A 26245-nucleotide genomic window follows, 5' to 3' on the forward strand; every position below is an offset into this window, starting at 1 on the left:
TAGTTGAAAGATTCTCGCAAGAATCTTTCAACTAGCTTTTTCTTATTCTGCAACTGATACGGGTACGACTTCAAACTTCGTCACATCTACCAACCCGATGTCGGTAATTTTTAAATTAGGAATGACAGCTAAAGACATGAAGCCTAGTGTCATGATCGGGTCTACCTTTTCCGATACACCCAATACCTCATGGGCTAAACGATTGATCTCCGCCTCTTGTTCTGCGACCTCTTCCCCTGAAAGATCACTCATTAATCCGGCAATTGGCAGCGCCATACTTCCGATCACTTCGCCGGATTCGACTAATACCACACCACCCTCTTGCTCTTTCAGTGCTTGCAGCGCTGTAGCCATATCCTCGTCATTGGTTCCAGTAACAATCAAATTATGAGAATCGTGAGCAATGGACAGACCAATCGCTCCTTTTTTCAGTCCGTAATCCTTCAATAGTCCGACAAATACATTTCCTGTATTGTGATGACGCTCAACTACTGCGATTTTTGTTACATCCTGCTGCGGGTCAAAGACAAATTGTCCCTCACCATCTCGTTGAACGGAGACGATTGCCTCATTTGTTAACGCTTCTTGTGGAATCACTTCAATCGCTCGTGCTTGATTACTGGCCAAGTTTAAGCCTAATTGCGCTTTATGAAAGGTATCAATATGCACACTTGATTGAACGTTTTCCGTTGACACACGGGTAATAGTTGGAAGATAGTTCCCTTTTTCAGCGATCAAGTCACCAGCAATATACGTTGCTTCGATCGCTATTTCTGTTAAATCAGAAAAAATGACCAAATCCGCTCTCAATCCTGGCGCAATCGCTCCGCGATCCGTCAGTTGACAGCATTGAGCCGCATTGATCGTTGCCATCTGAATCGCTCGAATCGGTGAAACTCCTTCCTCGATACAAATCCGAATGCTGTTATCCAAATGTCCTTTTTCCAGCATGGTTTTTGCTTGTAAGTCATCCGCCGATAACACACAACGCTGATAATTATTTTCGGTGACACCCTTCAATAAGGTTCGCAGGTTTTGCGTAACCGAGCCTTCACGTAAAAAGACATACATCCCGCGAGCAACCCGATCCTTTAATTCCTGCACCGTTGAGCATTCGTGATCATTAGCGATCCCTGCCGCTGCATAGGCATTTAATTCTTTTTCAAACACCATTGGTGAGTGACCGTCAATCCGCAAATTCCGTTCTTTTGCGGCTAGCAGTTTATCCAATACCTCCTCTTGTGCATTGATTACACCTGGGAAATTCATAAATTCTGCCAAGCCATCCACTTGATTTTTTTCAAATGCCGGAATCATATCCGCGGCTTCCACTACTGCACCAGCATTTTCCATATTCGTCGCCGGTACACAAGAAGGCATCATATAGCGAATATCTAATGCTGTTTCTTTAGCAGCCTCCACCATATAGTCCAACCCCTGCAACCCTAAAACATTCACGATCTCATGGGGATCCGCTAACACAGTCGTTGTGCCATGAGGAACGAGCAGACGACCAAACTCTTCCGGTGTTACATAGGAAGATTCTACATGGATATGAGGATCAATGAATCCTGGAGCAACAAATTTTCCTTGTAAATCAATGCTTTCTGCTCCCTGATAACCCTCACCGACTCCCGCGATTCTTCCATCCACAATGGCGACATCTCCCTGCAGGATTTCTGCCTGATAAACATCCACCACCTGGGCATTTTTTAAAACTAGATCAGCTGGTACTCGTCCCGCTGCTACATCAATCAGGCGCTTTAATGACTTTTTGTTCAATTCCCTCTCCCCTTTTTAAATATTTTTTCTATTATAGCAGGGTTACTCCCTCGAATCACTACTAATTTGAGTTCATTTTAAAATGATACTAATCTCTCCTGTTTATAAGTAAGTAGATGGATCACTATGAAAGGCTCTTTGATGGAATAAATGCTCAAAGTGTATTTTCCTTTATAAATAGAAAAAATCAACAGCCCCAATCGTAATACTTAAGATCATTTTGTCGAAAATTAGGTTAACCGTCAGTCTATCCAATTTCATAAGCTACTTTTTTTATCATAAGAAAAAGAAGTAGCTCCATTGGTTAACGGAACTACTTCTTCAAAATCTATTATCCTTCCGGATGCAAAACGTTATACGATTTTTTCAATACTTCATCCGTATAATCCGTCAAGCTTTGATACACTTCTTCGTTTAACTGTTTATAGATCGATACGTTTTCTGGCTTTGGAGTAAAGACGTCTTTTACTTTAACCATTTTTTCTACGGCTTCTTCATATGTTTCATAAATACCTAGTCCAACTGCAGCGTTAATTGCTGCCCCTACACTGGCACTGCCGTTCACCACATTTCGCTTGATCGGCAGGTTGAAGACATCCGCAAAAATCTGCATCAGTAAATCACTGTTTGACCCGCCGCCTGTCACGATGACCTCATCGATCGGGTGCCCCAGTTCATCAGTCATATTCGTTACATTATTTTTCATCGTATAAGCGATACCTTCTAAGATCGAACGATACAAATAGCGATAATCATGATGGGCATTAAAACCAATCATCACACCACGCTTGAAGGGTTCCCACGGGTTCGCCAGCCAATCCAACTTCGTCATCAAGCCGTCACTTCCGGCTGGAATATTCGCTGCTTGTTCATTCAAATATTCTTCTTCGCTAATACCTTGATAGTTAGAGCGAATACTGATTTTTTCACCTAAAAGATCCTTGAACCAAGAAACGGTCCACATTCCTCGACGAATGCCATAGCCTTCATAGATATAACGTCCTGGCATGGAAGATAAAATTCCCCAATAATTCACCGCATCACTAGGCGGCATTTGTTTGCCCATCATCATGCTGCAAATATAGGTTCCTAAAGAAACAACTGCACTAGTATCTTGAATCAGCCCCGCTCCTAGTGCTTCAACAGCTTTATCACTAGTTGTAGCAAAAACAGGTACTCCTTCTGGTAAGCCTGTTTTTTTACTAGCTTCCTTCGTGATCGTTCCTAGCTTATCCCCCGGCTTAACGGCTTCAAACAGCATTTCTTCTGGAAGATTATATTGCTTCAATATTTGTTCGTCGGTCGACCAGTCCCATGTTTCATAATCTACTGGCCATTGACCAAAATTATTTCCGATATTATCTTTAAACTCACCGGTTAATCGATGAGTGATATACCCACTTGTAGAGGTTACGTATTGAACGTCTGGATTGTCATGGACATACGGAGTTGAGGTCCGTTTATCCATCCAGCTAATCACTGGCTGTGCCAAAGTACCGTCTTTTTTTAATAATACACGACAGCAGCGGATAAAACCTAACCCGATTCCCACAATATTTTCTTTCCGTACACCAAACTCATCCATTGCTTTCATTGATGCACTGCATAACGCATCCCACAAGTCGTCACCGGGATGCTCAACAACGACATCCTCGCCTAAATGCATTGGACGCAACGCTTCTTTTCCTTCGCCAACAATGTTGCCTTCTAAATCAAAAATGACAATCTTCGCACTCTGGCTTCCGCCATCGATACCAACGATATATTTCTTTTCCATAGTCTCTCCTTTTCATGTTTCTACTATTATATAGCTGGACTACCGTACTAAGAAACCACCATCAACAGCCAAGATATGTCCATTTACAAAATGCGAAGCTTCAGAAGCTAAGAAAGCTGTTGCACCCATCAAATCTGCCACATCTCCCCATCTGCCTTCTGGTGTGTGATCCACAATCCATTTACTGCGTTCTGGATCCTCAATTGATGCCTTTGCCGCATGTGTTTTGAAGTAGCCAGGTGCAATACCATTTACTTGGATATTGTATTGCGCTAATTCGTCACAATAAGCTTTCGTCAAACCAGCTAATCCATGTTTTGACGCGGCATAAGCAGGGGCCCATTGTCCTCCCAAGAAAGAGAACATAGAACAAATATTAATGATCTTTCCACTCTTCTGAGGAATCATCACTTTAGCAGCTTCATGGCTCATATCAAAGGCTGCAGTTAGATTAATGTTGATCGTTGGATCCCATTTATCACGACCATAGCTCACTACGTCATCGCAAGGACAAATTCCTGCGCAGTTTACTAAGATATCTACAGAGCCAAATTCAGCGACACATTTTTCAACAACTTCTTGGCAGACGCCGTCTTTTGTGATATCTGCTTCCATATAAGCTGTTTTTGCTCCACGCTCTGCTAACACAGCATTGAATTCTGGATCATCTGGCATAATCGATGGCATGAAAATATTTGCTCCTGCTTCAGCTAAAGCTAAGGAAAATGCTTGTCCTAGTCCAGTATTTCCGCCTGTTACGATCGCGTTTTTCCCTTTGATATGAAACATATCCATCTTGAAGTCTTTGATTTCCATTCTTCTACCTTCTTTTCCTTTATTTTTGTTTTTTCACCCGCTTGGGGTTATCCCTTAAGTCTGGTACTTAGCTTCCTTGCAAATTCCGCTGCATCACCATGTACAACGATACTAGCTAAATGATTCATCGGTGCACCCAAATCCGTATTTACCGAAATAATCTCTTTTACATTTTTTAATCCTTCAATGTGCTGTGTCGAACCGTAAATGCCCAGTGCCAAATACAAATCTGGACTCACTGTCTTTCCTGATTGTCCGACTTGTATTTCTCGCGGCGCTCTCTTACGATCAACTAGCTGTTTCGAAACTGCCACGACACCACTCAATTCATCCGCCAACCCCTGTAGTTGATCAATAGGTTCCGAGAATCCTCCGCCTGCTGAAATGATTACGTCAGCCTCCCGAATATCAATACCGCTATGTTCACTTTCGTTAATATCTAAAATTTCAATTGATGACGCTTTCAATTCTGTAGGATAAAAATCGATTTTCTCTGGCATTTTCGTTAAATCCTCTGCATGAAAAACATTAGGATGAACACTCGCCATGATTGGTGACGTTTCACAGACGATACTTGCCATAATATTGCCTGAAAAAGCGGGTCGCACCAATTTCTTTCCACGTTTGTCGACATGAATATCGGTAATATCAGCCACTAATCCTACCCCCAGTCGCATCGCCACGCGCGGAGCCACCATTCGTCCAAATTCCGTCGCTAAAATAATGATACTGTCAAATTGGTACTCTCTATTAACCTGCTCAATGATATCTGTCATTACACGACTATCCTTTAGTTGGATCGACGGTCCTTCAACGTTAATCAATGCATCAAGCCCTTTAACTTCTTCAGGCAAATTGATCCCTAATCCGTAAATAAATGCTTCTCCTTGAGCCAATCGATTGACTACAGCTATCAGATCCAGTGAATAGTCGACCTGATCATTATCTATCAGAATGAGTCCTTTAAACATTATAAGTACCCCTTTTCTTTTAGAAACTGAACCACTTCATCAATACCTTGATCGTCAACTTTCACTACTTTGTGGGCCACTTGCTCTCTTTTTACCACCACATTTTTTCTCACTTTAGTTGGTGAGCCTTTACCGCCGATTTCTCCAGCTGGCAATTGTAACGTTTCATTCGTCACCAGCTCAAATTGCTCCTCCACATTTTTCCCAATATTTTCATACCTTACAAAACCGAGGCGCAGATTCATCTGATGAGTGACGCTCAATACGCTTGGGTTTTTAATTTTTAAATGATACGTTTTTTCCTCTTGAAAAGCTTCAACAATGGAATACTCTTCTGTGAGTGATGGAATAGAAACAATGTTGGAAAACTGATTGATTCCCATAATTTCCGCGATCTGCGGTCCGACATGTCCTGTTCCGCCATCTAAGGTATGCGTACCAGTAAGCAGTACATCATATTTTGTAGAGGAGAGGTAGCTTGAAATAATTTGACTAGTCACCAATGAATCACTGCCGGCAAAATGACGATCGCTGATTAAAACAGCTTTATCCGCACCCAAACGTACAAAATCTTTCGTTGGTTCCTCCAGCTTCATTGGCCCCATCGTTACAACTTCAACAAAAATGGAAGGGTTCTGCTTCTTTTGCATCATCGCAAAAGCCACCGCATTCTTATCATCCGGATTCAAGATTAAACGGGAGCTATCTCGATCGATTTTATCCGTTTTATAATCATAGACAAATTTCTCTGTATCTGGAACAAATTTGACTAAGCAGATGATTTTCATGCTATTCCCTCCTAATGCGTAGTATTATTATTTGTTCAAGGGCTTTCGCCCTTGAACAGATCGTGTACTTATTTTTGATACTTCAAGCCTTCTTGAACTGGATAAATATTTCCAAAACTCATAACACCCTTCGGATCGAAAACTTCTTTCAAACTTTCTAACATATAGTAGGCAGATTGATGCTCTTCTTTTGTCCATTCATTACGGTACTTCCCGATTCCGTGATGGTGACACATAGAACCGCCTAATTTTAGCGTTTCCTCTACGATGATCGCTTGAATCGGATGGTGATAAATCTTCATTTCATCCTCTGGTTCGCAATTGATATCGTAATTATAAACAAAGTACATGTTCGTTCCGTTTAAATAGCTGTGTGAAGAATGTCCTCCTAGCATCGTTAAATCATCTGCACGAGGAAACTCATTACGAATTCGGTCAATGACATTGTTATAAATTTTCGTGATTGTTTCCCAATCTGCCGAAACCTCTGTCGTATACCCATCGTGTTTGTCGTTGTCGATCATGCCTTGGATTTCATCGTCGATCGTTTGTTGTGTCCAGTTCAATTGATTGAACCAATTTTCGATCAATTGAGAATCTACTTGTTTCACGATACCATCCTTAAATTTCTCCACCGCTTCTTCGATTCCCTTGCCTGTTGCTTCAACGATTCCTTTTGGCCCTTCCGCCATAAAGATCAGCACGCATTTTCCTTCGTAGAAATGATAGAAATGCTGGCGTGCATCCTCTGGTGAATATGTTCGCGCAACCGATGGGCGATAGCCGTTTACCATCACTTCGCGAAGGACCTTCACGCCATCTTCTACATCATTTACTAAATAGCCGTAAAACTTATTATTGTCTGGGTAATACTTAAAGATCTTCACTGTTACTTCAGTGATGTAACATAACGTTCCTTCATTTCCAATTACGATATGACGAATGTCCGGTCCACCGGCACGACGAGAAATATTTTTGATTCGCGAGATATGCCCATTCGGAAAGACACATTCAAGGCCAACGACCATATCTTCGATCCCACCGTATAAGGTAGAGAATTGTCCAATTGATCGTGTCGCAACTAATCCGCCGTATTGAGCGATCGGTTTTGATTGGGGAGAGTGCCCTGTTGTGTACCCGATTTTTCTTAATTCATCTTCCAATGCTTGTAGTGGAACACCCGCCTGAACAGTTGCCTGCATATTGTAAGGATCAATTTTTAAAATCTTGTTCATACGCGAGCCATCAATTACTAATGCCAAATCTTTCCAGTTTTCCAATCCGCCTTCCGTTGCTGTTTGTCCGCTTCGAGGGATGACGTTGATGTCATTTTCGTTACAATACATCAAGAGCTCTTTGACTTCTTCTGCATTGTTAGGATAAACGACTGCTGTTGGCAACGGGTTATCTAGAACCCCTTTTGCTTTCATGTATTTGCGGTAGCGGTCAGAGGCTGCATCATATAAAGTTGCATGATCGGTTACTACCTGTTCTTCAGAAACGATTTTTTTTACGTCCTTGATAATTGCTTCTTTCACCAATGTTTCAGAATTCATTCAATTAACTCCATTCATCATTTTTTCGAAAGCGCTTTTCTTGAGTTCAGTATAAAGGGTTGACTCTTGTTTTACATTAAAATTTGATTAAATTTTCTATTTATTTTTGTTTTTTATCAATATAATGGAAAATTTTCCACTTATTGTTTGCTTTTTAGATTCTGATTATGCTATTCTGAATGTAAGATAACTCAATGAGAATTAGGAGGAATGCCTCATGAAAATACAGCTTGATCGATTAAACGATTTAGAAATAAGCATCCACAATCGTTTAACGCTAGAAAGCAAAGAAAATCCAAACTTGACCATCACGGAAGCGGCAAAGCTTTCAGATGTTTCACCCTCCAAAATTTCTAAACTTGTCAAAAAAATGGGCTTCTCTGGCTACAAAGAATATTTTCGTTTTTTGACTGGCAAAGAATTAATTAAACAAAAAAAATTAAATAGCGAATTTGCTCGTATCAAGGATTTCATGGAGAATTTTGATGAATCAACGGTAGATTATTTAGCTGGATTGATTCAGCAGTCGGATAAAATTTTACTTTTTGGTTATGGTCCGACAAATTTTTGTATGGAATATTTTGAGTACAAATTAAATTTTACTCTTAATAAAAATGTCATTCGAGTGAGTCAGCCTTCCTTGATTCCTGATTTGTTAACGGAGGACTCTTTGCTACTGATTTTTTCTGTCGCTGGAAAATTCGCGAATTTTGATCCATTGTTTGAAGAAGCGAAAAAGCATCATGCCAAGTCTTTATTGGTAATGGAGGAAATGAACACTGATTTAACTCTTGATGCCAGTGAGATCATCTTCTTGACTAAGTCGCATCAAGATGAGCATTTAAAGTCTCATGAAAAAACTCGAACCATTTTATTGATGTACATCGAAGAAGTCATACGTCAATTAACGAAAGAAGACCTCCGCGAATAACTTGCGGAGGTCTTCTTCATTTCTAAACATTTATCACTATTTCATGATCCAATCAAATAGCCAATCCATCATTATTGCAATAAACGCACATAGGACTGCTCCAACGACAATAATTGGACCGCCATCCGTAATCGCGATTCCACGCAAGATGACATCACCAACCCCGCCAGCGCCAACGAAAGAACCGATCGTTGTAATCCCTACTGAAATTACTAGCGCATTGCGCACACCAGCTAATATCACTGGCATCGCTAATGGTATTTTGATCATATAGAGAATTTGATAGCGATTCATACCAATTCCCTTTGCACTGTCTATATACATTGGATCTACATTTACTAATCCAACATACGTATTTTTGACGATAGGTAACAATGAATACAGAACTACGGTTGCAACTACAGTATTTTGTCCTAAGCCCATTAAAATCAAGAGAACTGTCAGCATCGCAATGGAAGGGATCGTTTGAATCACATTGATGAGACCAATCACAAGATCAGAAAGTTTCTGTCGTTCAGATAATAGAATGCCTAAAGGAAATCCAATTAAAAAAGTTAATACCACGCCGATCACAGAGATATACACATGCACACCAAATTGCGTAATCAAGTAAGAAGAGTTTTCGCTCAAATATTGTATCAAATTATCAAACATTAGCTTCCCTCCTCAAAATAATTATGCTTTTCCAAAAAGCGCCGAGCAATGAGCTTTGGCTCTAGGAGTTCATTATCAGATTCATAATTCAACCGCTGCATCGCTTCTGTATCAATCGTATTCTGTAATTTCATTAAAAGTGGTTTTAGTTCTGGATATTTTTTTAAAGTATCTCCTGAGACGACAACACTTGCTGTATAGGGTGGGAAAAATTTCAAGTCGTCTTCTAGCATCACAAGATCATAACTGCCCACTCGTCCATCTGTAGAGTATCCTAAGATTACATCCAGTTCCTTAGAGACAAGTGCATCATAAAGCAAACCGACCTGCATCGGATAAACCCGTTGAAACTTTGTATCATAAGCTTCCGTATAACCTTTATAGCCATCGCCTTCTCGCTTATACCACGTCTGATCGGAGCCTAGACGCATTTTATCCGCACATTTTTTTAAATCACTAACGGTTTTTAAGTCATATTTTTTGGCAGTTTCTTGAGTGACCATAAACGTAAACTGATTAGAAAAGCCATAGCTTGGGAACCATTCAAAGCCAAATCGCTGGTCAAACTCTCGTTGTACAATTTTTAGTGCTTTTGCGGGGTCTTTCTCTGTTGGGAGTCCTAAAGTTCCAATCAAATCTGTTCCTGTATAACGTGTAGGTGCAATATCCAGGTCCCCTCGAAGCATGGCTTCATGCATCAAGTTTGCTGATCCTAGATTATTTAGATAAACGATCTTTTTATCCGTTGAATGCTGAAGCAGTTCAACTACGATATTCCCTAATATCTGAGATTCCGATGTGACACCACCCGCAACCGTGATCGTATCATTCTTATTAGAAAAATTTTGCACGACAAAACTTCCGAAAAGCAGGAGCATCGCAACTAACAATAAAACACGCTTTTTCATCGATTCACCCTCTATCCATCGTTAGTTTTGCTTCTGAACGTTTAAGCAATGCATCAGAAAGTAAGGCTAGCAGCGTGATCGGAATTGTTCCCATCAATACTAAATCCATTCGATACAGATTCAATCCGTTAAAAATAAAATCTCCCAATCCACCAGCCCCGATATAGGATGCCAAGGTGGTCCATGAGATAACATAAACCGTCGATACCCGAATACCTGCCATAATAACACCCATTGCTAGGGGCAGTTCAATTTGCACTAATCGCTGCATCTGCGACATTCCCATCCCTTTAGCAGCATCCAAATAGGTCGCATCGACTGATTTAATTCCTACATAGGTGTTTCTTAGAATCGGCAACAGTGAATATAAAAATAGCGCGATCACCGCTGGAATCTTTCCAATCCCAAAAAAAGGAATCATAATCGATAACAGTGCCAGTGACGGAATTGTTTGAAAAACACCTACAACCTTGATCACGGTTTCTGAACCCTTTTCTACACGAGTTAAGAGCGCTCCCAGCGGAACAGCCACGAGAATGCCAAGAAAAATCGCTAAAAAGGACAAATAAAAATGTTCCCAGAATTTCAATAAAATCTCATTACCATATTCTGACCAAAAATTCATGTCATCCCCTCCTACTGCAATTGTTCTTGTACAAGCGACACTAGTGATGAGCGCGTCACGATCCCCACTAAGTGTTCCTCGTCATCCACTACCGGCAAGTATTTAAATACATGATTAATCAGGGGTTCAATGACATCCGCTACTCGATCCTTTTGATTCACACTTGCTGTATCTGTTCTCATTACCTCAAAAACCGAAGAAGTCGGTTTAAGTTTGGAAATATTTCGTTCAACAAAGTTGATATCAATAAAGCCCTTCAAGCAATTTTGATCGTCTACAACAAGCAAAGTATCCACTTTTTTTTCTGACATTTGGCGGATTGCTTCGGTGATTGATTTACTTAAGGAGATCGATTCGACTCGATCTACCATCAAATCAGATACAGTCATCTCGTTATTGTAATACCCATTACGCTTCCGCTTTCCAATCAGTTCCTCTACAAAATCGTTGGCTGGCTTTTCTAAGATTGTATCAACCGTATCATATTGAACAATCTCCCCATGATCCATAATAATAATTTTGTCCGCCAGCTTGATTGCTTCATCCATATCATGCGTAACGAAAACAATGGTCTTTTTCATCTCCTGCTGCAAGCCTTTAATCATCTCCTGCAACGCATCTCGCGTAATTGGATCCAAAGCACCGAACGGCTCGTCCATCAGAATGATATCTTGACTAGCAGCTAATGCTCGAATTACACCAATTCGCTGTTGCTGACCGCCTGAAAGATTCTTCGGTTTTCGTTCTAAATACTCGATGGGTAAATCTACTCGCTGAATCAGTCGTTCCGCAACTCCTGATTTTTTTTCCTCACTCCATTTCAACAGCTTAGGAACGATCATAATGTTTTCACGTATTGTCATATGAGGAAATAATCCAATATTCTGGATCACATAGCCAATCTGTCTCCGCAATTCGTCCTCGTTCAGCTTAGTAACATCTTGTCCGTTAATTTTGATACTGCCGCTTGAGGGCTCAATCATCCGATTAATCATTCGAACCAACGTAGTTTTTCCGCTTCCACTCGTACCGATAACACAGATGAATTGATTGTCCTCGATCGTTAAGTCAAAGGGCTGTACAGCAACCGCTTTTTCTCCATATCTTTTTTCTACCTGCTCAAACTCGATCATACCAATGATTCCTCCGTCCTTATGTATAGCCGTGACAAAAAATGCTGTCACGACGTTTAAAATTGACTGATTACCTTACTCGGTATCCGCCATCGACTGACAAAATATGTCCATTAACAAAATTTGAAGCTGGACTAGCTAAATAAACTAAGGCTCCCATCAAGTCTACATCCTCCGCAAAATAGTTCGTGGGAACGTGGGCCAAGACGCGTTGAGTGATTTCCGAATCCTCGCTTTCAGTCCTATCAGTAATCATATATCCCGGAGCGATACCATTTACCTGAATATTGCTGCTTGCCAATTCATCACAATAAGCTTTTGTTAGACCGACTAATCCATGCTTTGCTGCAGCATTTGCTGGTGATTGCTGTCCACCCAAAAAAGAGAATAAGGAGCAGATATTAATGATCTTGCCGCTTTTTTGTGAAAGCATCACTTTTGCTGCTTCGTGAGACATCTCAAAAGCAGCCGTCAGATTCAATTGAATCATTGGGTCCCATTTTGAACGATCGAACTTTGTTACTTCTGCTGACAGGTGCATTCCAGCACAATTCACCAAGATATCTACTGTCCCAAAAACTTCCACACAGTGTTCTACTACCTGCTGCGGAACACCCTCGTCTGTTAGATCCACTTCCATAAAAACGTAGCACGAACCCGTCTCCTCAATAATTTTCTGTGTTGTTCCATCGTCATCAATCAAACTGGGCACAAGGATGTTTGCTCCACATTTGGCTAATGCTAATGAGAATGCTCGTCCAATCCCTGTATTCCCGCCTGTTACGATGGCAACTTTTCCATCCAGTGAAAAAAGATCCATACTGAATTCTGTGATTTCCATTTATCTTCCCTCCGATTGTATGATAGCTAATTACTGACGCATTTAGTTTTCTTCATTCCCGACCCAATCTATCCAGTTTTAACCGTTTGTACTAAAATCAAAATAAAAAAGCGAACACCAAATAAGCTGGTGTCCGCTTTTCTCTGTCCTCTTAGCAACAACTACCGTTTTTCATTTTTTATATTTCCCAAACATCCATGTTGGTTGTTGAAATGGCAACTGCACCCGCCTGCAAAGCCGTCATAACTAATTCCTTATCACAAACTAAACCACTTGCTACAATAGGCACATCTACAACTTCTTGTACCCATGATAAAACTTTAGGCATCGCCCCTGGCAAAACCTCCACAACATCTGCCTTTGATGTTCCTAATTGTTTCGGTAAATTATGATAAGACTTCGAATCAATCAAAAAGAACCGATGAATCGTAAACATTCCTCTGGCATTCGCCGCTCGCAAAAGAATGGATTTTGAGCTGATAATACCATCAGCTTTTGTCGCCCGTTTTAAATAGTCAACGGCCGTCTCCTTTGTCGCTAACCCATCAATCAAGTCCACATCTACCATTACGATTTTTCCCGCTTCTTTCAAGCGATCAACGATGTCCACGATGCTGCACACATCTCCGTAAAGGACGAAGATAATGTCGCTTTCACAGGTCAATGCCTTCTCAAAACTGCGCTTATTATTGATGGCAGCAATTAGCGGATTGTCCTCCATCATTTGAATAATTTTTTCCTTCATCTTCACCCATATCCCTACCAACGTAATTTAATACGCTTTCATTCTAGCGTGGCTCACAAATCTATGTACGAGAAATTTCTGAGAATAACAAAATATTTTTTCAGACTTTATCTTGCTTACTCAACATTTCTTGATTCATTATGATTGTGTTTCTTCAGTCTAAGGGATAACCGCTTTTTCGTCAATCACACTAAAAAAATCTATTTTTCGAATAAACATTGATATATCGGCATTATTCAAGCAAAAAAAACTCAAAAATTTAGATGAAAAATATTTTTGAACTATTTTGGGTACAAAAAATTGTTGACATCGCTTTCACTCCCTTCTATACTTTGGGTGTTACTGGAGACCAGAGAGAAGTAACGCTTACTTAAGCGTTGCTTCTTTTTTGTTTTTTTGTAAGAAAATTCACAAACAGGAGGGTGTTATATGAACAAGCAAGCAGTAAAAAAATGGGGAACCTTGTTGCTATTGTCAGCCGGTGCTGGAATTATCTTTCAGCTCCCTTACATTCGGGAAACGTTTTATGTACCGATCCAGAAAGCTATGAATTTAACCAACGCACAAATGGGAATGTTATCTTCCGGCTATGCTACGATGGCGACCTTTTCTTACTTTATTGGAGGAATCGTAGCCGATAAGTTCTCAGCCCGCAAATTGCTGACCTTTTCTTTCTTAGCTACGGGGGTTCTTGGTTTTTGGTTTTCAACTTTTCCGGGATTTCAAGTAAGCCGAATTATTTTTGTATTGATGGGAATTTCTACCATCATCACTTATTGGTCGGCAGCCATCAAAGCGACTCGGATGCTAGGAGACAGTTCGGAACAAGGACGTTTGTTTGGTTGGCAAGAAGGGTTACGTGGTCTGTTGAATGCTCTACTGGTATTCGGAATGACAGCCGTATACAGTCGCTTTTCGAACGAAGTTTTAGGAACCACTTGGGCTATTCGTGTCTGTGCAATCGCTGTTATTATTATCGGTATTTTAAATTGGTTCGTAATTGAAGATACGGCAGCCGAAACTCATACAGAGCCAATTTCAAAAGTTGTCATCGGAATGTTTAAAACGTTGAAAATGCCTCGCACATGGGTATTAGTAGCGATCGTATTTTTTGCATACAGCATTTATGGTATTTTAGGCTACATCAACACCTATGCAATTAATGTTTATGGTTTATCCGTTGCCGGAGGAACCACGCTCGGTGGTGTCCGTTATTTAGTCCAGGCTGCCGGAGGAATTATCGGAGGGATTATCGCAGATAAACTGGGATCACGTATCCGTGTTATTATTGGCGGGGCCGCTCTATTAACACTCTGCTTCGCAGGCTTCTTGGTATTGCCTGAAAGTGCAGGATTATTAGTCGCAATCATTGCAAACTTTATCTTCGGTTTGTTCCTGATCTATGTGGTTCGCAGTCAATATTTTGCTATCATTGATGATGCTGGCTTCCCAGTTGAAATGACTGGTCGTGTTTCAGGTATTGTCTCTTGTTTAGGTTATTTACCAGATGTCTTTATGTACACAATGATTGGTGGATGGCTAGATGCAAATCCTGGAAAAGCTGGTTTTAACATGATGTTCATGTATGCAATCGCAATGGGTGTAGGCTGTATTATCTTCTCATTCGTTCTAACAGCGATCATTAAAAAAGATAAAGCCGCCGCTGCTGTCTCTACTGAAATTGAATAAAAAAACGTTTCATCCCTTGAAACTCGAGGGATGAAACGTTTTATTTTTCCGGTACATCTAAAAATTCACCATGCATATTCTCATAATGCTTCACACTCAACGTTTCAAACACAGCGATCATTGGATGCTCATAGTTCAATTCCTTTTGAAATTCATTTAACTGAGCAGCTAATTTCTTGTATTCGACCAACTCTTCAGCAAAAAGATAGCCTTTTAAAGCGATACTCTCGTGTTTTTCTTTGTCAAAACAAAAGAGACTGCCACTACGATTTTGTCGAATATTCTCTGCTGTTCGACCGTCACCATTGATATAAAACTTGAAATAGTAAAAGCCATTTCGTTCAAGCGGCGGTGACACAGCAATCGCATGAGGAAATCCGCGATTGTCGATCGTAACTAAGGTGAACGTATCGGCTTTCGTTAATAATGCTTCCATGCCTTTATCCATTGAAAAAACCTCCTATCTTTTATTTTTCTGGTACATAAAGCGGCACAAAGTCTGCCAAAAATTCTACCGTTAACGGTAACGCGGGACCCTTATCGCCATCGATTCGGGAATAAATGGTTTTGTCCGTCAAAGGCTTTAATTCCAATTTGTTTGTCTCCAAATACGTCAATGAATCTGACTCCTTCAGACGTCCTGTAAAGACTAATCGGAAAAGTTGAAGAAGCTTCCGAAAGCGCATATTGTGCAGAATGCTGACATGCAGTTCGTCGTAATCTGAATCTACATAGGTCCTTCCCCCAATCGAATGGGTCGTTGTCGCTAAAGAAAACCAAACCTTCAGTTTTTCGTGATAATTGTCTGCCTTGATTTCTACTGGATAAGACGTATCCTTGCCTATTTGTTTCATCGCCTTTAGTGGATAGACGATTAAACCAAATTTCTGCTTCTCACTTTGGCGTACTTCGTTTGAGATATCCGCAAATGAGCCAAAGGTGAAGGAACTGATTACTGCTTTTTGTCGATCTTGACAAGCAGCGATGCCGACATTTCGCTGATGACCAGCGATAATGACATCCATCGCTTCTTCTTCATCCATAGGCAAGTGCCAACGCTTCGCAAAGTTATTGATTGTTCCTCCTGGAATAATTCCCAGCGGTATTGCTTTTCCTGCTTGAACAAATGCTGTTCCAACAATATTCAACGAACCATCGCCGCCGATGGACACTATTCCATCAAGTTTCTCGATTGCTTTCTTCACTGTTTCGACCGCCTTTTCAGGATCAGGAGCGGTTAAGTAATCTGCGGAATGTCCGGCTTGTTCCAATTTTTCACACATTCGTTCTGCTAATTTTTCTGCATTTCCATCCACAGCATTCGGATTAAAAAATATTCCATAATGCATCTTTTTCACCCTCATTCAATACTTTTAAAAATTAATCGTGTTTACTAATTAATCCACCCTTTTCAATTTTACTTTATCATTTTTAATCTAAAAAAACTGTTTCAACGAACTAAATTTCTAGAAAATGATTGCTTTTACTTTTTTTCTTAAAAAAACCTGCTATGATAAAGCAAAGAGAGGATGGAGAAAATGTTTGAACCAACAAAACCACGACATAGTGATGTCCCTTTTGACGTTGTTCCTGAACACATGCAGCAGGAAATTTGGCACATGATTTTTATGCGTCCTATGAAAGGACTGCCCCTTACTTCGCCACAGCGTTTCCATTTTTTTAAAAACAAAATTGCTGGCACATTGAGTGTCGTTTACTCACAAAGTGACCCTTATTTTTCTGATGGGATCACGGCCCCTTATGTTGAAGCGTATAAAGACATTGAATTTCCAAAAGCCATGTATGTCTATGATGACGGTAATGAATTACTTATGACATTAGACGAAAAAACCGTCTGACATTTCAGTCAGACGGTTTTAGTTTATCTATTTTACGACCATCACGTTACAAGGTGCTTGATTTACTACATATGCAGTTGTTGAACCGACCAGCAGCAATGACAATGCGCCTAGTCCAGTTGCACCTATTACGATTAAATCTATCTCTAATTTTTCTGCTAGTTCGACAATCTCGCGCTTAGGATTGCCGGCAATGATTTGAGAAGTCAAATGAACTTCTTTTTCCTCTGCCACACGGTGCTGCTCTAGCTCATTAATAATGCTTTGGGCTTTTTCATGGACCTCCTGCATCAATGGAATGGAACTCCCACCTGTTGTCCCAGTAAAACTAGCTGTATCAATCACTGTCGTCAAGGTCAACTTCCCCTTATTTCTCTTCGCGATATTGATTGCTTCGTCAAACGCCTTTTTAGATTGTTCAGAGCCATCCACAGCAACCAAAATATTTTTATATTCATCAACCATTTTTACCGCCCCTTTCAAATCCTAGTTTATCATTTTGCTTTTCTTTCGAAAAATAAAAATCGTCGTTTCTCTTTATTTTTTTACTTTTACAATCATTAAAACTGCTTTAAAGATGATCGAATAAATTGTTCTTCACTCTGTAAGGTGCTAAACTTTCTTCACGAACAAATAGATAATTCTACACTGATTTTCCGAAAGGAGACATAAAATGAACAACTCACAACGAAGAAAAGCACATTTGATTATTCACAGTGCTTCCACCGCTGCTGCAGGGGTTGGTGCAGGAATGGCACAACTACCATTTCCCGATGCCACTGTTTTGTTACCGATTCAAACGGCAATGGTTATCGCTTTGGGCAAAGTTTTCCATATTAAACTTGAGGAAGGCGCGGCCAGAGCCCTAGCAACACAATTTTTAGCGCAAAAAGCTGGACAAATGACTGCACGGTTTTTAGCTGGGAAACTTCCAGTCGCCGGAAATATCGTTAACGGTTCAACCGCTGCCGCTATCACCGAAAGCTATGGCTGGATGATCGCTAGAGAATTCGCAGAAGATTACGAAAAAAAGCGCAAAGTATAATATTTTTTTAATTGCTCTTGAACTTCTTTTAAATTTCCTGAGACTTCGCTATACTTATAGACGTGGATGAACTTGGTGTTTTACTCGTTCAATGATGTAGTCCGCATTTAAGATAGAGGTGCAGGTTCGATTCCTGTCATCCACGTAAAAAAGAAGCTGAGAGGCTTTTTTTTATTACACCTGCTATTTCACAAGGGTTTTTAATGATAAGAAAAATGGATCACTCATGATGAGTGATCCAAAATAGATTTTAGAATACATTTTTACTTAATAAGTTTTCTCCTTTTTCAGACAAAAAGAAAAACTTAAATTGATTTTTGATAGAGCCGTTACTATCAAAGATATTTCCTTGGATGAAGCCATGTTTCTTCAGATTATCTATACTATTTTCAAATTCAGTTTTAGAAGTATCGAAGAAGTTATGGCTTAAATTGCTAAAATTTCTGTTAGCGATCTCATCCAATATATAGTACTCCAAATCTTTTAATTTCATTCTATCCCCCCTTTCTGGAGGATTATAATACCACTAAAAAAACAAATTTGAGATAATTTTCACAAATTATTTTTTATATATATAAAATTCTTATTTTATTTACACAAGAAAATTAAGGATTTTACCAGAACACCGCCATTTTCCTGTAAACAAGCTGCAATAATTCTTATTTCTCAAATTTTCTAAATTTATTAATTTCGTTATAAACACTTATTTTAAGCAAGGATTCTGCTTGTGTTGTTTATTTTTTTATTATGTCCCTTATACTTTGTCGTATTTTTTGATTTCTCATCCTTTACTTCTTTCCTTCAATAGGGTAGGATTCCTTTTGGTAACAGTTTTTCTGTTAGAAACATTGAATAGAAGGATTACTGATATGAAGAAAATCTATGCTTGGCTCTATCGCCAACCTCGACACAAAATCTATCGCTTACTTTTAATCGTCTGCCTTCTTTTTTGGCTTGCGTTCTTTTTTCTATTTAAATGAATCTATTGATAAAATTTATGTGGCGAAACAGCAAAATTGAACAACTGTGCCTCTTCGTTCTGTATTCGCTAACTGTCCTAAAGTGCCCGCAACAACTTCGCGATGAACTTTGCGCCGAGCGCAAGCGTCTCGTAATCTACCATATCTTTTATATCTTTTGGAGTATGTGTCCTCTTTAAGCCCCCCGAAAAAAAATCCTGAGAGGTCACTGCTAGACTTGCCACACACTTGAACGCATAGATGGCATGGTCTCCAGAATACCATTCTGGCCCTTTTGCTACCATGGGATGGTCATCACAAAGCTTTTCCAAAATAGCCGCGAACCTGCTGTCCATATTACAGGTGGATAAAGCAATTCCCGATCCAACATGTCCGACGCTGTCTATATTGATAACAAGCGCAAACTCTTTGTTTTTCCGTTTACAATCATTTAAATAGATTAATTCACCAGTTGCTTCGTAATATTCCTCACTATTAAATGGAACAAAATCAATAGCATAGTTTAAGTTTTCTTTCTTCAATAATTCCATGGTCTGCATCATCATCACTAAACCCGCAGCGTTATCAAGTGCACCGGGAGTCTCATACTTGCTATCCATATGTGCACAAACTAGGATATTCCCCTTCGCATTTTTCGCCTCTTTCTGTGCAATGAGTTGGCGACTTCTTACTTGCTCAATGTGAGAATCAATGACCAGTTTAAGCGAATTACTTTTAAACACGGGCTTCATTTTTTTCCATTCTTCGTATGAAATATAGGCGGATGGAACTTTAAAATTGCCATCTTCAAATAAGTAAAAGGGCTTTAAGCCATATATAGGATGTTCTCCAGTCACTGCAACGATCGCGGCTACTCCACTATCTTCTAACGCATCAATTAGTTCTTTGTGTTCATTAGGATAATAAAAAGGATAATCTTTTGGTTGTAAAGATGCCTTGGTTAATTGACTATGAAGAAACACTATTTTTTTTCGACAATCAAGACTTTTCAGCTCTTTAAGCGATCCGGCCGTTCCCCATTCCGCTTCATCTCTGTAGAATCTCGAAAAGGGACTAGGCATTACCGGATACTTCTTCCCATCTACTACTATAAATGAATGACTTTTATGCCAAGTAAAGCAAGGAAAAGGAAGGGATTTCACCTCATAAGCCATCTTCTGAAACAGCCCTTCAAGTTGTTCAAGTATTCGATTATTTATTGTTGTGCCTACAGGTCGCTCCTTTGCTATCCTACTCATCCATTTGTTGATCATTTTTCCATCCCCTTTATTCGTATTAGAGAAATCTTTCTCTACAATAGAATAACTGAATCAGAAAGGGGTGGTGTACAACTGTAAGGCAGTTATAAGGTAGAAAGCTCATCAAAAATTGCTGGAATCTTTTCTGCGGCTGCCAATATTTTTTTTAGCTCCGTTTGCCACCGATCTCCGACAGACAATTCAAAATGCCACCGATCTTCAGTAGGAATCTCCTTTTGATCGACCGGCTCATTCAGAGCTTTCAAAACTTGTTCTCCTCGTCCTTGTTCATACAGCATAATACTTTTCTGAATCGCCGTGATACTGTAACCAGCTTGACGTAGCATGTAGATAACAGTCATCTTTTCTAATTCTTCATCGTCATAGCGTATTTCTCCTAAATTTCCAGTAACACTTGCTTTTATCAAACGATTCCGCTCCCAATTTCTCACTGTTTCTACGGTAACCCCAAACAATTCTGCCGCTTCTTTTCTAGAAAGATGATCTTGTTTAGACGTGAGGGGCCCTTCATTTTTATCTGTTGCCCAATGATGTAGAATATCAGCAGTTCTTTGAGCAAGTTTGTATTCATTTTCGATAATCTTCAAATAGTCAATTGCATATTCTTTCCCTGACTGCCATTGTTTTTTTCCAGAGGCCCACATAACCTTATTTCCAGCGTCTCGAATCTTTCTATTTGTAAACGAGTAGCCAAAAATACATCGACATATTTTTACCTGCAAGACATGCAGGTCGGAAAAAAGGCGATGGCCATTTTTATCTCGTTTTGACAAAGATAGAAACCCTTGTTTTTCATAAAGTCTTATCGTATTGGGATGAAGGTTAAACACCCTTGCCAAATCGATTGGTCGGTATTTTTTTTCTATTCTCATAGTCAACTCCATCTTAAATATCTTTTCATGTTCATCCGTACTGACTGCTAAACAGCAGATATTTTTATTTTATCAAGCATCGTCCTGTGCAGAAATACTTTTCTTTTTGCGTATTTTATTTTGAAAAATAGTCGCATACTACTTTACTTTGCGAACAAATGTTCGTATAATGATTTTGAGGTGATGACCATGTCTATGATTAGTCCAGATTCTGTTGAAATTTTTTATCGAACCTATGATTCTCTAGTAAAAGACTCCCTGCCGTTAGCATTATTTTTGAGCCAAATTACTGCTAAGATGGATGAAGAAAATCGTGATTACTTTGTTATCCCTGCTAAAAAAACCGGCCGCAAAAAAGATATTTATTTTCAGTTTGAGCGTAAGAACGATGAGCTCGTTTTCAAAGGTATCCATACGAGGAGGAAGGAAAATGGAATCTCTTAAAGGAACCGTATCAAAACTAAAAATCATTCAATTTTCACAGCAGCCTTTGGTCTATTTTCAGCTAGAAAACACCCATTGCTTAATCGCGGCTCACTCACTGAATTTTCTTGCGGATGTCGAAAACGGTATGAAGATTCTTGTCCTGGGTAAACGAAATGCTCGCGGACAATTAATCATTGCAAAATACGCCGTGTTAGGAAAAACAAAACTCATGAATGATTTTCAAACCTACCAAACAGCAAGCTAAAAGCCAGCGCATATCATGTGCTGGCTTTCTTTTCTATTAACGAACGACCATAACATTGCATGGTGCATTATTGACTACATAAGCCGTTGTTGATCCTAGCAACAAGCGCGAAAATGTTCCCGTTCCTGTCGCCCCCATCAGAATCAAGTCAATCTTCTTCTCTTCAGCGTACGCGACAATTTTGGCTTTTGGGTTCCCATCATCAATAATCGATGTATAGGAAATATCTTCTGGAATCAGCTCCTCTAAGGATTCGATCGTTGCACCAGCTGCTTTCCTTGCTTCTTTAACGATGTGTTCAACCGCATATGGCTCGGCGCCTAAATGATTGGTATCTGACACGATCAAAATATACAAATGCGCGTCATTTCTACGAGTAACTTCAATTGCCTCTTGAAAAGCTCGACGTGCTTGGTCCGATGAATCCACCGCAACTAGTATCTTTTTGTATGATTCTTTCATAATAAGCCCCCCTTTATTCTTTATACAATTTAATTGTAAGCCTTTTCATCTATAAATATCAAGGAATTTCCTTATCTCCTTTTATTGGCTCAAAAAAAAGCACCTTGATCACCAAGGTGCTTAAAGGGGATGCTAGTCAAATAAAACTAGCTAAGAAAGATTGAGAGAGGTCTTCCTCATACTCATATTTTAACAGATTTGTCCTTCTTTTTGGTGTTTTTTTGAATTGTTTTTTTAACATTTTTAAATTTATTCTGAATCTGACTAAATAATTTCATTCCACAAAAGTGTCTTTTTTTTTAATTATGTCAGAATACGATTATTAAAAAGATTATTTTACTTAAATAGTGCTATTTCCAAACATTAAAAAATCTTTTTTATCGCTATTTTTATGAACCTTCAATCAGTTTGATACTTTTTTCACAAATGTAGGTAAAAAAATTAAACCTTTACGTATTCTAATTCGAAACCCTTTGAATCATTTTTCATAGCGACCTTGTATGCGGTAGCTAATGTCTTCATGGTCGCAGGATCTAAAGCCAATTTCATAAATGTGGGCAGCTCCATTGCTTCTACATCCGCTGCCTGTTGTGTCGCTATCGGCTGCATCATCTTAGCAAAGCCGCCTGTGATTGAAATATTTTGTTTCTCACAACGAATGGCATCTCTTAACTCCATTGGATTTGCAACTACTTTTTTCATTCCCATCACCTCTTCTTTTTTTTGATGATAGCATAGCTAATAATAGAAATCAATAATTTTGTGAATTAAAACACAAAATTTCTTTTTTATTTTTTGGTATACTTTCTAAAAAGGAGGGGCTCTATGGACAATTATTTGCAGCGTAAGCAGCGAGGTTGAATAGAAGGGAATGACCTATTCAATCATAAAACAAATTCACGCGAGACGTTGATCTCTATGCTCCACTCTCAAGATGCTTGCGATCGAACAATCGCAGCCAAACTTTTACCCCTTGATTGTGAAACAACAGACATTCTTCTACATTCATTAATGACTGAAACAGCCTTGTACACCCGCTTAGCAATGACAGAAAAATTGGAAGGCGGCGATAGCTCTACCGCACTCAAAATGATCGGCTTTCTTGGAAAAATTGGGAAGAATCAGCACCGCATCCCCATTGCTCCTTCCAAAAAGAAATCCTTTCCTTTACTAAGGGATTTGATGGCTCGGTCGTTAGGACGAATGAACCCTGAGCTGTTTCCGGTTTTGTTAGCTTCAGCTGAAGAACTTCCGCCTTTAAAATTAAGCGAGCTGATTGATGCCATCGGGTATATGGCCTTCTACCATCCCGCTTTGGCAACAGCACAAAACTATCAGCGTCTTCTGCAGATAAAAAATTCTTATGACCACGATCCACTAATCCAATGGAAATGTTTGATTTGCTTCTCCGCTTTTCTTCAAAGCAAAGATTTATTAGCACAAGAAGACCAATTTTCAATGGAAGCTCAGCGTTCCTTGAGCTTACTGGCATTAAAAAAGGATTGAGAAAAACTCCTCAATCCTTTTATTTCGTATAATATTGAATAATCTCACATAACGCTTCTGTTGCACCCAATCCGCATTTCTCATCATAGTAATCGGTGAAATGCTCATCACTAAGATACAACTCACTTAAACTTCGATGGGCTTCCTTTGTATATTTTTCCCAACTATATTGCAGCCACAATCTATGTAAAGAAAAAATCTCCTCTGCTAGTGAACTAGGCACGCCCCCTTCTTTTATGTATCGAGATAACTTATCGAACAGTTGATTTTCAATATCATCCATCTTTAAATAATCAAAGTCACTCATTTCTAGCCAGTTCTGATTAGAACTTTCCACCGCTACTCCTCCATAGCTTTCCCGGATCTCTTCTCCATAGTTCTCTTCATTTTCTATTAACGATTTGTGTTGAAGTGTTCCAAATCTTTCTTTGTTCATCATCTTGATTTCCCCTTTATAATAAAGCAGTGTATTATCAAAAGCTTGCAACAAACGAGCCAATTCTTCTTGTTTTTCCACCACTTTAGCTCTTTGCTCTAACAAGGTCTCTAGAATTCTTTCAGCTGGCCGATCCACCAGATTCTTGATCACTCTCAAAGGAACACCCGCCGATCGGTACAATAAAATCTGCTGCAGCTTATCCATCTCTTTTTCTGCATATCTCCGATAACCTGCCCCGTCTAAATCAGCAGGCATTAGCAAGCCTCGCTTTTCATAAAATAGTAACGTGCGAATGCTGAGCTCTGAGATTTCCGCTACCTCTTTGATCGTATACTCCATCTGATCCCTTCTTACTATTTATCGGTTCATTCATACAATACTTTGGTTTTTTAAACGTCCTCAACTTGTGAGGTCAAGGAAAAACCAGCAGTATTCTGCTGGCAGCCGATGTCTACTATTTAACCACCATGACATTACATGGTGCATTATTCACCACATAATCTGTCGTAGAACCGACCAATCTACGTTCAATTGCTCCTTTTCCTGTTGCCCCCATATAAATTAAATCGATCTTATAGATTTCAGGCAATTCAAAACAAAGAGCCTTCTTAGGACTCCCGACACAGGTAACCATTTGCTTATTATAGTAATCAATCCCAGCCACTTCTTCTTCCAGCTGCTTAATTGCGACACGCTTTTCTTCTTCGATAATCTGGGAAACAGGCGTCGCGCTATTTATTAGCAATCCCGTAGTATTGACAACCCGTGCGATGTACAAACGTGCATTATTTCTACGTGCGGCTTCAACTGCTTCCATTAATGCCTGGTGCGATTGTGGTGAACCATCGACTGCAGCTAGAATATTATAATAGCGTTCTTTCATTGTGCCTTCCCCCTTTGTTCCAGTATAGCAACCAGAAAAAGATTTGTAAGCACTTTTTCAAACCAAAAGATTGTTGTAAAACAATCTTTTGTGGGTTTGGCTTTTTTCAAAAACAATAAAAAACCACTTCAAAATGCATCGAAGTGGTAAAAAGTTTATATTTTTTCTAGATAAAGGGATTGCTGGTCAGATTCTTTGTAAATATCTTCTAGGTCAGACCAATCAACTTCGCGGTTCTGATACCCATAAGGATCATTTACATAGACAATTTCTTTCTCACGATCAAAACCTGTGATAACCGCAGAATGAATCAGTGGTGTGACATACATACTCCCTTGATCAGTCTCCCACAGCAGCCAGTCATCGTCCTTGGGAACTTGAAAATCCACCGTCGCAACAATCCACACAGGTTTCCCGCTGGCAACAACATTAATGAGTTTATCAAAGGGTGTCTTCTCACTAGACACCACGCGATAATCATCGCTTACATATTCCTTTGCCAACTTCGCTATAGGCTCAACCGCAACACCCATTGCTTCATCGCCTCCCGTAATATCTCCGACAAAGCCTAGATGAGGATTTCCGTGATTTCCTGATTCTGTATAAAGCGGTTGATAATCTAATTCATCAGCTAGTTCATTTTTATTCGTCTCATAGCCGTAATAGCGCAATAGCATAGATAACGCCGTCACCTCACAGCCATTTTCCAACGCCTCTCCATCAAACTGACTTTCCAAAGGAACATTGAGAACCACTTTATTTTTTTGCTGTGGCTGTTCAATGAGCTCTGTCAGTTCATTTTTTCCTTTAGCAAAGTAGATAATCCCTCCAAGTAATGCGATAAAAAACACCAGTATTATTATTCTCTTTTTCTTCATGCCATCACCTAACATTAATAGTCCATCGGAAATTATACGGTTTATTAGGAAATGTACCAAAGAAAAACCCTTAAACTAAAACTAGTTTAATACTTTTTTATCTTATTAAAAAAACACACTTTAAGGATTTGATAAATTCATTGCCTTTTACAGCA

Annotated in this window: 30 protein-coding genes; 7 read left to right on the forward strand and 23 right to left on the reverse strand. The window is 39.5% G+C overall.

Annotation, left to right across the window (positions count from 1 at the left end; translation table 11 throughout):
- Nucleotides 1-42: 42 nt before the first annotated feature.
- The 6 genes from ade to RV13_RS10230 all read right to left on the reverse strand — a co-directional run bounded on the left by ade (nt 43) and on the right by RV13_RS10230 (nt 7690).
- Entirely contained in the window at nt 43-1782 is a 1740-nt protein-coding gene (gene ade / locus RV13_RS10205; protein WP_060789335.1) for an adenine deaminase, read from the reverse strand.
- A gap of 331 nt (nt 1783-2113) precedes the next feature.
- A complete protein-coding gene (locus RV13_RS10210) occupies nt 2114-3559 on the reverse strand; it encodes an FGGY-family carbohydrate kinase (RefSeq protein ID WP_060789336.1) in 1446 nt (481 codons plus the stop codon).
- 39 nt (nt 3560-3598) lie between these two features.
- Nucleotides 3599-4375 (reverse strand): SDR family oxidoreductase, encoded by a 777-nt coding sequence (locus RV13_RS10215; RefSeq protein WP_010743859.1) that lies wholly within the window; start codon nt 4373-4375, stop codon nt 3599-3601.
- A 47-nt stretch (nt 4376-4422) separates the two neighbouring features.
- On the reverse strand, nt 4423-5346 hold the full coding sequence (locus RV13_RS10220) for an electron transfer flavoprotein subunit alpha/FixB family protein (protein WP_060789337.1): 924 nt from the start codon (nt 5344-5346) through the stop codon (nt 4423-4425).
- The gene (locus RV13_RS10225) at nt 5346-6134 is read right to left on the reverse strand and encodes an electron transfer flavoprotein subunit beta/FixA family protein (RefSeq protein ID WP_060789338.1); all 789 of its coding nucleotides are present in this window, start codon (nt 6132-6134) and stop codon (nt 5346-5348) included. Before RV13_RS10225 ends, RV13_RS10220 begins: the two co-directional genes overlap by 1 nt.
- A 68-nt stretch (nt 6135-6202) precedes the next feature.
- Nucleotides 6203-7690, reverse strand: coding sequence for an FAD-binding oxidoreductase (locus RV13_RS10230; RefSeq protein WP_028021192.1), 1488 nt, complete (start codon nt 7688-7690; stop codon nt 6203-6205).
- A gap of 217 nt (nt 7691-7907) precedes the next feature.
- On the opposite strand from RV13_RS10230, the gene RV13_RS10235 reads away from it, so the two are divergent.
- Nucleotides 7908-8621, forward strand: coding sequence for a MurR/RpiR family transcriptional regulator (locus RV13_RS10235; RefSeq protein ID WP_060789339.1), 714 nt, complete (start codon nt 7908-7910; stop codon nt 8619-8621).
- Nucleotides 8622-8657: 36 nt separating this feature from the next.
- On the opposite strand, the gene RV13_RS10240 is transcribed toward RV13_RS10235, so the two are convergent.
- From RV13_RS10240 to RV13_RS10265, 6 genes are all read right to left on the reverse strand, one after another.
- Nucleotides 8658-9275 (reverse strand): ABC transporter permease, encoded by a 618-nt coding sequence (locus tag RV13_RS10240; RefSeq protein WP_028021193.1) that lies wholly within the window; start codon nt 9273-9275, stop codon nt 8658-8660.
- Entirely contained in the window at nt 9275-10183 is a 909-nt protein-coding gene (locus RV13_RS10245) for an osmoprotectant ABC transporter substrate-binding protein (RefSeq protein ID WP_060789340.1), read from the reverse strand. Before RV13_RS10245 ends, RV13_RS10240 begins: the two co-directional genes overlap by 1 nt.
- 4 nt (nt 10184-10187) lie before the next feature.
- Nucleotides 10188-10808, reverse strand: coding sequence for an ABC transporter permease (locus RV13_RS10250; protein WP_010743866.1), 621 nt, complete (start codon nt 10806-10808; stop codon nt 10188-10190).
- A gap of 11 nt (nt 10809-10819) precedes the next feature.
- Nucleotides 10820-11941 (reverse strand): ABC transporter ATP-binding protein, encoded by a 1122-nt coding sequence (locus RV13_RS10255; protein WP_028021194.1) that lies wholly within the window; start codon nt 11939-11941, stop codon nt 10820-10822.
- Between the two features lie 70 nt (nt 11942-12011).
- Complete coding sequence (locus tag RV13_RS10260; RefSeq protein WP_010743868.1) at nt 12012-12782, reverse strand: SDR family NAD(P)-dependent oxidoreductase; 771 nt, start codon at nt 12780-12782, stop codon at nt 12012-12014.
- A 178-nt stretch (nt 12783-12960) separates the two neighbouring features.
- On the reverse strand, nt 12961-13527 hold the full coding sequence (locus RV13_RS10265) for a glycerol-3-phosphate responsive antiterminator (protein WP_028021196.1): 567 nt from the start codon (nt 13525-13527) through the stop codon (nt 12961-12963).
- A gap of 429 nt (nt 13528-13956) precedes the next feature.
- On the opposite strand from RV13_RS10265, the gene RV13_RS10270 reads away from it, so the two are divergent.
- Nucleotides 13957-15216, forward strand: a complete 1260-nt coding sequence (locus tag RV13_RS10270; protein ID WP_060789341.1) for an MFS transporter — start codon at nt 13957-13959, stop codon at nt 15214-15216.
- A gap of 40 nt (nt 15217-15256) precedes the next feature.
- Here the strand turns inward: RV13_RS10270 and RV13_RS10275 are convergent, their stop codons facing one another.
- The gene (locus RV13_RS10275; protein ID WP_060789342.1) at nt 15257-15664 is read right to left on the reverse strand and encodes a pyridoxamine 5'-phosphate oxidase family protein; all 408 of its coding nucleotides are present in this window, start codon (nt 15662-15664) and stop codon (nt 15257-15259) included.
- A gap of 19 nt (nt 15665-15683) precedes the next feature.
- Entirely contained in the window at nt 15684-16565 is an 882-nt protein-coding gene (locus RV13_RS10280; RefSeq protein ID WP_060789343.1) for a diacylglycerol/lipid kinase family protein, read from the reverse strand.
- A 189-nt stretch (nt 16566-16754) separates the two neighbouring features.
- Here RV13_RS10280 and RV13_RS10285 point away from each other — a divergent pair, with 189 nt between their 5' ends.
- Entirely contained in the window at nt 16755-17075 is a 321-nt protein-coding gene (locus RV13_RS10285; protein ID WP_060789344.1) for a DUF960 family protein, read from the forward strand.
- A 27-nt stretch (nt 17076-17102) separates the two neighbouring features.
- Here RV13_RS10285 and RV13_RS10290 read toward each other — a convergent pair whose 3' ends face one another.
- Nucleotides 17103-17540, reverse strand: coding sequence for a universal stress protein (locus RV13_RS10290; protein WP_010743874.1), 438 nt, complete (start codon nt 17538-17540; stop codon nt 17103-17105).
- Between the two features lie 208 nt (nt 17541-17748).
- Between RV13_RS10290 and RV13_RS10295 the strand changes: the two genes are divergently transcribed.
- Entirely contained in the window at nt 17749-18120 is a 372-nt protein-coding gene (locus RV13_RS10295; RefSeq protein ID WP_060789345.1) for a hypothetical protein, read from the forward strand.
- Between the two features lie 250 nt (nt 18121-18370).
- Here RV13_RS10295 and RV13_RS10300 read toward each other — a convergent pair whose 3' ends face one another.
- From RV13_RS10300 to RV13_RS10310, 3 genes are all read right to left on the reverse strand, one after another.
- Complete coding sequence (locus tag RV13_RS10300) at nt 18371-18613, reverse strand: YjcQ family protein (RefSeq protein WP_060789346.1); 243 nt, start codon at nt 18611-18613, stop codon at nt 18371-18373.
- 564 nt (nt 18614-19177) lie between these two features.
- The gene (locus tag RV13_RS10305) at nt 19178-20353 is read right to left on the reverse strand and encodes a M28 family metallopeptidase (RefSeq protein WP_060789347.1); all 1176 of its coding nucleotides are present in this window, start codon (nt 20351-20353) and stop codon (nt 19178-19180) included.
- Between the two features lie 89 nt (nt 20354-20442).
- Nucleotides 20443-21231 carry a MerR family transcriptional regulator gene (locus RV13_RS10310; RefSeq protein ID WP_035019737.1) on the reverse strand — a complete coding sequence of 263 codons (789 nt, stop codon included), beginning with the start codon at nt 21229-21231 and terminating at the stop codon, nt 20443-20445.
- A 189-nt stretch (nt 21232-21420) separates the two neighbouring features.
- Here RV13_RS10310 and RV13_RS10315 point away from each other — a divergent pair, with 189 nt between their 5' ends.
- On the forward strand, nt 21421-21675 hold the full coding sequence (locus tag RV13_RS10315) for a DUF5960 family protein (RefSeq protein WP_028020897.1): 255 nt from the start codon (nt 21421-21423) through the stop codon (nt 21673-21675).
- On the forward strand, nt 21662-21922 hold the full coding sequence (locus RV13_RS10320) for a hypothetical protein (RefSeq protein ID WP_010743878.1): 261 nt from the start codon (nt 21662-21664) through the stop codon (nt 21920-21922). The genes RV13_RS10315 and RV13_RS10320 overlap by 14 nt, the downstream gene beginning before the upstream one ends.
- A 36-nt stretch (nt 21923-21958) precedes the next feature.
- Here RV13_RS10320 and RV13_RS10325 read toward each other — a convergent pair whose 3' ends face one another.
- Both RV13_RS10325 and RV13_RS10330 read right to left on the reverse strand, forming a co-directional pair.
- Nucleotides 21959-22384, reverse strand: a complete 426-nt coding sequence (locus RV13_RS10325; protein WP_028020896.1) for a universal stress protein — start codon at nt 22382-22384, stop codon at nt 21959-21961.
- A 441-nt stretch (nt 22385-22825) separates the two neighbouring features.
- Entirely contained in the window at nt 22826-23086 is a 261-nt protein-coding gene (locus RV13_RS10330; RefSeq protein ID WP_060789349.1) for a hypothetical protein, read from the reverse strand.
- A gap of 216 nt (nt 23087-23302) precedes the next feature.
- Between RV13_RS10330 and RV13_RS10335 the strand changes: the two genes are divergently transcribed.
- Nucleotides 23303-23890 carry a hypothetical protein gene (locus tag RV13_RS10335; protein ID WP_249024478.1) on the forward strand — a complete coding sequence of 196 codons (588 nt, stop codon included), beginning with the start codon at nt 23303-23305 and terminating at the stop codon, nt 23888-23890.
- A gap of 19 nt (nt 23891-23909) precedes the next feature.
- Here the strand turns inward: RV13_RS10335 and RV13_RS10340 are convergent, their stop codons facing one another.
- The 3 genes from RV13_RS10340 to RV13_RS10350 form a co-directional block, all read right to left on the reverse strand.
- A complete protein-coding gene (locus RV13_RS10340) occupies nt 23910-24668 on the reverse strand; it encodes a MerR family transcriptional regulator (protein ID WP_060789350.1) in 759 nt (252 codons plus the stop codon).
- A gap of 115 nt (nt 24669-24783) precedes the next feature.
- Entirely contained in the window at nt 24784-25212 is a 429-nt protein-coding gene (locus RV13_RS10345; protein ID WP_028020776.1) for a universal stress protein, read from the reverse strand.
- 155 nt (nt 25213-25367) lie between these two features.
- Complete coding sequence (locus tag RV13_RS10350) at nt 25368-26090, reverse strand: C39 family peptidase (protein WP_028020777.1); 723 nt, start codon at nt 26088-26090, stop codon at nt 25368-25370.
- Between the last annotated feature and the right edge of the window lie 155 nt (nt 26091-26245).

This window comes from Enterococcus raffinosus (assembly GCF_001886185.1).
Classification (GTDB): Bacteria; Bacillota; Bacilli; order Lactobacillales; family Enterococcaceae; genus Enterococcus_A; species Enterococcus_A raffinosus.

Coding starts and splice junctions, on each gene's coding strand:
- RV13_RS10285 (WP_060789344.1), top strand. CDS start 16,755: ATGTTTGAACCAACAAAACCACGACATAGTGATGTCCCTTTTGACGTT.
- RV13_RS10230 (WP_028021192.1), bottom strand. CDS start 7,690: ATGAATTCTGAAACATTGGTGAAAGAAGCAATTATCAAGGACGTAAAA.
- RV13_RS10315 (WP_028020897.1), top strand. CDS start 21,421: ATGTCTATGATTAGTCCAGATTCTGTTGAAATTTTTTATCGAACCTAT.
- RV13_RS10295 (WP_060789345.1), top strand. CDS start 17,749: ATGAACAACTCACAACGAAGAAAAGCACATTTGATTATTCACAGTGCT.
- RV13_RS10265 (WP_028021196.1), bottom strand. CDS start 13,527: ATGAAGGAAAAAATTATTCAAATGATGGAGGACAATCCGCTAATTGCT.
- RV13_RS10225 (WP_060789338.1), bottom strand. CDS start 6,134: ATGAAAATCATCTGCTTAGTCAAATTTGTTCCAGATACAGAGAAATTT.
- RV13_RS10260 (WP_010743868.1), bottom strand. CDS start 12,782: ATGGAAATCACAGAATTCAGTATGGATCTTTTTTCACTGGATGGAAAA.
- RV13_RS10305 (WP_060789347.1), bottom strand. CDS start 20,353: ATGATCAACAAATGGATGAGTAGGATAGCAAAGGAGCGACCTGTAGGC.
- RV13_RS10320 (WP_010743878.1), top strand. CDS start 21,662: ATGGAATCTCTTAAAGGAACCGTATCAAAACTAAAAATCATTCAATTT.
- RV13_RS10220 (WP_060789337.1), bottom strand. CDS start 5,346: ATGTTTAAAGGACTCATTCTGATAGATAATGATCAGGTCGACTATTCA.
- RV13_RS10255 (WP_028021194.1), bottom strand. CDS start 11,941: ATGATCGAGTTTGAGCAGGTAGAAAAAAGATATGGAGAAAAAGCGGTT.
- RV13_RS10340 (WP_060789350.1), bottom strand. CDS start 24,668: ATGGAGTATACGATCAAAGAGGTAGCGGAAATCTCAGAGCTCAGCATT.
- RV13_RS10250 (WP_010743866.1), bottom strand. CDS start 10,808: ATGAATTTTTGGTCAGAATATGGTAATGAGATTTTATTGAAATTCTGG.
- RV13_RS10350 (WP_028020777.1), bottom strand. CDS start 26,090: ATGAAGAAAAAGAGAATAATAATACTGGTGTTTTTTATCGCATTACTT.
- RV13_RS10215 (WP_010743859.1), bottom strand. CDS start 4,375: ATGGAAATCAAAGACTTCAAGATGGATATGTTTCATATCAAAGGGAAA.
- RV13_RS10330 (WP_060789349.1), bottom strand. CDS start 23,086: ATGAAAAAAGTAGTTGCAAATCCAATGGAGTTAAGAGATGCCATTCGT.
- RV13_RS10310 (WP_035019737.1), bottom strand. CDS start 21,231: ATGAGAATAGAAAAAAAATACCGACCAATCGATTTGGCAAGGGTGTTT.
- RV13_RS10240 (WP_028021193.1), bottom strand. CDS start 9,275: ATGTTTGATAATTTGATACAATATTTGAGCGAAAACTCTTCTTACTTG.
- RV13_RS10335 (WP_249024478.1), top strand. CDS start 23,303: ATGCTCCACTCTCAAGATGCTTGCGATCGAACAATCGCAGCCAAACTT.
- RV13_RS10275 (WP_060789342.1), bottom strand. CDS start 15,664: ATGGATAAAGGCATGGAAGCATTATTAACGAAAGCCGATACGTTCACC.
- RV13_RS10235 (WP_060789339.1), top strand. CDS start 7,908: ATGAAAATACAGCTTGATCGATTAAACGATTTAGAAATAAGCATCCAC.
- RV13_RS10270 (WP_060789341.1), top strand. CDS start 13,957: ATGAACAAGCAAGCAGTAAAAAAATGGGGAACCTTGTTGCTATTGTCA.
- RV13_RS10345 (WP_028020776.1), bottom strand. CDS start 25,212: ATGAAAGAACGCTATTATAATATTCTAGCTGCAGTCGATGGTTCACCA.
- RV13_RS10245 (WP_060789340.1), bottom strand. CDS start 10,183: ATGAAAAAGCGTGTTTTATTGTTAGTTGCGATGCTCCTGCTTTTCGGA.
- RV13_RS10290 (WP_010743874.1), bottom strand. CDS start 17,540: ATGGTTGATGAATATAAAAATATTTTGGTTGCTGTGGATGGCTCTGAA.
- RV13_RS10280 (WP_060789343.1), bottom strand. CDS start 16,565: ATGCATTATGGAATATTTTTTAATCCGAATGCTGTGGATGGAAATGCA.
- RV13_RS10325 (WP_028020896.1), bottom strand. CDS start 22,384: ATGAAAGAATCATACAAAAAGATACTAGTTGCGGTGGATTCATCGGAC.
- RV13_RS10300 (WP_060789346.1), bottom strand. CDS start 18,613: ATGAAATTAAAAGATTTGGAGTACTATATATTGGATGAGATCGCTAAC.
- RV13_RS10210 (WP_060789336.1), bottom strand. CDS start 3,559: ATGGAAAAGAAATATATCGTTGGTATCGATGGCGGAAGCCAGAGTGCG.